The 4,595-nt window shown below is 51.3% G+C and carries 3 protein-coding genes; 1 reads left to right on the top strand and 2 read right to left on the bottom strand.

The window, feature by feature from the left end:
* Nucleotides 1–176: 176 nt before the first annotated feature.
* Nucleotides 177–1,031, top strand: a complete 855-nt coding sequence (locus tag BZG79_RS12050; RefSeq protein WP_077676806.1) for a DNA ligase — start codon at nucleotides 177–179, stop codon at nucleotides 1,029–1,031.
* Between the two features lie 30 nt (nucleotides 1,032–1,061).
* Here the strand turns inward: BZG79_RS12050 and dld are convergent, their stop codons facing one another.
* Together dld and BZG79_RS12040 are read right to left on the bottom strand one after the other, a co-directional pair.
* Nucleotides 1,062–2,873, bottom strand: coding sequence for a D-lactate dehydrogenase (gene dld / locus BZG79_RS12045; protein WP_077676807.1), 1,812 nt, complete (start codon nucleotides 2,871–2,873; stop codon nucleotides 1,062–1,064).
* 99 nt (nucleotides 2,874–2,972) lie between these two features.
* Entirely contained in the window at nucleotides 2,973–4,493 is a 1,521-nt protein-coding gene (locus BZG79_RS12040; RefSeq protein WP_077774486.1) for an L-lactate permease, read from the bottom strand.
* Nucleotides 4,494–4,595 lie beyond the last annotated feature (102 nt).

The following is a 4,595-nucleotide window of genomic DNA, read 5'->3' as shown; positions in this document are numbered from 1 at the left end:
TTCATCTATGCCTTTTCCCACCAGGCATAAAAAAGCCCGCGAGTCAGTTATCACGATGCATTGCAAACCTCACTACCGAACAATAACTGTTGCTAGCTTACTGCCAAAATCATCTTCCTTTTACCGCTTAGGCTTAGATTCTGGTTAGCCTTTAGCCTTATGCGATAAGGAGGACAATGATGCGATATATTAACCGGCTCAGTATTGGTTTGCTTTCTGCTTGTGTGCTATCCCCGGCCATATCATTGAGTGCTCCATCGGCACCGGCATTGATGCACGGCGTGGATGGGCAGTTAGCGTCACAAAGCTATCAAGGCTTTTGGGCGAGTGAGAAGCTAGACGGCATTCGGGCCTACTGGACCGGCACGGAATTGTTGACGCGCCAGGGGAATCCCATTCATGCACCGCAATCGTTTCTGGCTGCCTTGCCTAATGTGCCCCTTGATGGGGAGTTATGGGCTGGGCGCGGTGAATTTCAAACCGTATTGCGAACGGTGCTTGATAAGACGCCAAATGACAGTGACTGGCAACGTATTGGTTTTTACGTGTTCGATCTTCCACAACATCCAGGCCCCTTTGCTGAGCGCTATCTGGCATTAAAACGTCTGGCCGAGCAAGGAGGCGACGTGATCCAGTGGGTTGAGCAGCAGCCGGTGGCCAATGACCAAGCACTGGCCGATCGCTTGGCTCAAATCACCGACGCGGGTGGCGAAGGGCTGATGCTGCATCATCCAGAGAGTTTATACCTTGGCGCGCGCGTTGATAGCTTGGTCAAGCTTAAGGCGTACCAAGAAGTCGATGTGTCTGTGGTGGGAATGAATCCGGGGCAGGGACGTTTGACCGGAATGATGGGATCACTCCAAGTGCAGATGGCGGATGGCACTGTGTTTAACGTTGGCTCTGGTTTTACCGATCAACAGCGTCAACGCCCGCCTGAGAAGGGGCAGACCATTGTCGTACGTTATAACGGCGTGACGGATAAAGGGATCCCACGTTTTGCCCGCTTTATACGAGAAAAAGTCGCACTCTAGGCGCGACTTGACTCGCTTGTTGTTCGGCGGCTAGTGAGATGCGGTTGTCGATGAGCCTGACGTTGCTGTCTTGGTCACGGTATCCGAGGTTGGGTGCCGCAATTGATGGTCAAGACATTGGCAATCGGTGCTGTACTTTTTCTTGCCGGTTTTTCCGATCCCAGGGTTGAAGCTGTTGGTTGGATCAAGCTGATGATAAAAGTTGGCTAAATCGGGCTCTGCCGCATAAAGGTGTCCCACATTATGCTCTGCCGGATATTTCGCGCCGCGGGTTTCTAATTGCGCCAGCATCTTAGCTTTGATTGCTGCCACGTCTGCGCCTTTTTTGATCACATAGTCTTGGTGAAACACATGACAGAAGAAATGGCCGTAATAGAGCTTTGTCACTATGTTTTGTTCAATCTCTTCGGGCAAGTGTTCTTGCCATTCGGTTTCATTACGTTTTAGTGCAATGTCGAGAGCCAAAATGTCTTCACTATCCCGGTGGTGCATAATGTGATAGCGGATCGCTGCACCGGCGGCGGCAAAACGATGCAACATCGCTTTTTTGGCTTCATCCGCATTACAGGCAAAATAGTCACTGTCTGGGTGCTCGGCAAAAAAGCGGCTTAAAAAGGCGGATATCTCATTAATGCCCTCGTCAGAGGCTTTCACGATCAAGTAATGCTCATATCGATCGCGAAATGCCAACATGCGTTTGGGTAAATGCTGAGGAAATAATTGACTGGCATACTGCATCACTTTGTCGGGTAAGGACTTAGGCAGCAGCGGTACTTTGTCTAACCAGGCGGTGATCTGGGCTTTTAAGGCAAACATCTTGGGGATTGAATCGGTACCCAGTTGCCCAATCGCGAGAAACACGTCTTTTCCGTAACGCTCGGCGATATTAAAGGCATCACGGTGCATGTATTCACCGACCTCTGGCAAATGCGACAATTCAGACAGTACACGTCGACGCAGCGTATTGAAGACATCTGGATCATTGGTACCCAGATAAAAAACTTGCTCGCGCTCAGGGATAGGATAGGTGTCTAGTCGCACAGCGAACACAGCGAGTTTACCGGCACACCCGCTTACTTCATGCAGGCGACGTTTATCTGCGTTATAACGAGCAGGGCTGTCGGCATCGACATCACGCAAGATGTGCTCATAGTCATGGGCGGAGGCTTTACGGTCGTCAAACACAACGTCTTCGCGACGGTAATCCCCTTTTTCAACGCGAGAGAGTATGGTTTCTGGGTCGTCACCCAGGGCAATACCTAAATGGTTGACCAGTACTAATTCACCGTGTTCAGTCAGTTGCGCGAATAGCGAATATTCCGTATAAGCTGGGCCACGCTTCACTAGCGCTCCCCCTGAGTTGTTCGCCACGCCGCCGACAATTGAGGCGCCAATACACGACGAGCCGATGACCGAGTGAGGCGCTCGATGGTGGGGACGCAACGTTTTCTCTAAGTGATGCAGTGTGGTGCCAGGGAAACTGATCACTTGCTTGCCATCATCAATCAATTGTAATCCGTCGAGGCGGGTGGTGTTGATAATAACGACATCACGATCATAGTCATCCCCTTTGGGCGTAGAGCCCTCGGTTAACCCCGTGTTAGCCGCTTGCATAATCATGACCACATCGGCTGCAACACAAGCTTGTAGCACGCGCCATTGCATCACTAACGAGGTTGGAAAGATCACTGCCAGTGCCGATCCGCCCCCAGAGCGCCACCCCATGCGATAGTGCTGGGTTTGGCTTTTATCGGTAAGGAAGTTGTCTTTGCCCACGATGTCCGTCAACGTCGAGAGAAAAGTTTGCTGCTGGGTTGACGACAAACGTGATGGGGTATTCATAAGCGTTCCTTTCCTTCATGTTTACAAAGGCTGGGGTCAGCCTAGCTGGCCCGCTTGTGGTCAGGCAGGCCGAGAGACGCTCGGCCTGATGGATTGAGATTACGCTACAGTGAGCACATCAGCAAATTGCAGTATGTTCACCAATATAATGCCAATAATGCCGGCCGCGACTAAATAATACAGCGTGGGTAAAATCGTTTTTCTGAGCGTCGCGCCTTCTCGCCCAAGTAAGCCAACGGTTGCAGAGGCGGCGACGACGTTGTGTATTGCAATCATATTGCCAGCGGCCGCGCCAACGGCCTGTAGAGCAATGACAACCACCGTCGATGCGCCCAGGGTCTGTGCGACTTCAAACTGAAATTGACTAAACATCATGTTCGAAACGGTGTTTGAACCGGCAATAAATGCGCCTAATGCGCCAATTGTTGCACTCAGCGCTGGGAAGCCATCGCCGACCAGATCAGCGGCAAATCGTGCGGTCATCACGGGCATACTGACGAGTTCGGCACCATTCACGCCTGAGTTAATAAAAATACGCACCATTGGAATCGTAAAGACCAAGACAAAGCCGGCGCCGATCAGTGTTTTACTCGACTCGCGTGCAGCTGTCATTAGTGGGGCTAATTGACGAGCTTGTAATAAGATATAGGGCGTCCAAGCCATAGCCATGCTCATGGGTTTATCTTGGATTTTAAGGTCCATTTTTAATGATCCTAGCCAATGTGTCGGCCACGTGGATTCATCATCAAAGTCCCACTGCGTCTTGGGAACAAGAAATCCTTTCCGCGCGGCTATCGTGACCAGCACAATACCGACGAGCCCGCCGAGTAGTGATGGAAACTCCGGGCCGAGCAGCCAGCCGGTGAGCGCGTAGGGAACCGTAAAGGCTAAACCAGCAAAAATTGCAAAAGGCGCGACCGCCAAGCCTTCTTTCCAGCTTTTATTTTTTCCAAAAAAACGGGTCAGCATCATAGCCATGAGCAGCGGCATAAGGGTGCCGATCACCGCATGAATAAACGAGACTTGCGTGGTAATTGCCTGCAAGTAGGTGGCCCAATCGCTGCCGTTGGCGGTGAGGGTCTGACCAATAGCATGACTGTCTAATCCTTTATTAACCCCGACGATAATGGGGGTCCCCACGGCGCCGAATGACACAGGGGTTGACTGGATCATCATGCCGACCACTACCGCTGCAAGCGCAGGGAAACCGATGGCAACCAAGAGTGGCGCGGCAATTGCAGCAGGTGTCCCAAACCCAGATGCTCCCTCAATAAAAGAGCCGAAACACCAAGCGATGATAATGGCTTGTATTCGCCTGTCGTCCGAGATAGTGGTAAAACCATTTCGAATCACGGTGATCGCGCCTGTGTGCTTTAACGTGTTAAGTAAAAGGATGGCACCAAACACGATCCACAGGACAGCGGCGGTGATAATGAGTCCTTGGGCAATAGAGGCCGATACGCGCGCTGCGCTCATTTGCCACTGGAATAGTGCGATCAAGACTGTCATGATAAAGGCAACCGGCATCGCCTTTTTGGCAGGCCAGTTTAACCCCACCAGTAAAATAGCAGCCACCACAATGGGTGAGAACGCAACGAGGGCGTAGAGGGTATCTGTCATAAGTATTCCTTAGTTAGGCGTCTCTTCCGTTAAATCACGTAAAAAAGTGGCGTCACCCATGTGTTGTTATTTTGCTGACAGCTCGGTGACGTAATGTTAACC

The sequence above is a fragment of the Salinivibrio sp. MA427 genome, from assembly GCF_001996115.1.
GTDB classification, from domain to species: domain Bacteria; phylum Pseudomonadota; class Gammaproteobacteria; order Enterobacterales; family Vibrionaceae; genus Salinivibrio; species Salinivibrio costicola.
The sequence above is the reverse complement of the archived record's forward strand: the minus strand, read 5'-3'. Positions and strand labels throughout refer to the sequence as shown.

Bases quoted from the DNA above. Each gene is read 5' to 3' on its own strand.
- dld (WP_077676807.1), bottom strand. From the start codon at position 2,873: ATGAATACCCCATCACGTTTGTCGTCAACCCAGCAGCAAACTTTTCTC.
- BZG79_RS12040 (WP_077774486.1), bottom strand. From the start codon at position 4,493: ATGACAGATACCCTCTACGCCCTCGTTGCGTTCTCACCCATTGTGGTG.
- BZG79_RS12050 (WP_077676806.1), top strand. From the start codon at position 177: ATGATGCGATATATTAACCGGCTCAGTATTGGTTTGCTTTCTGCTTGT.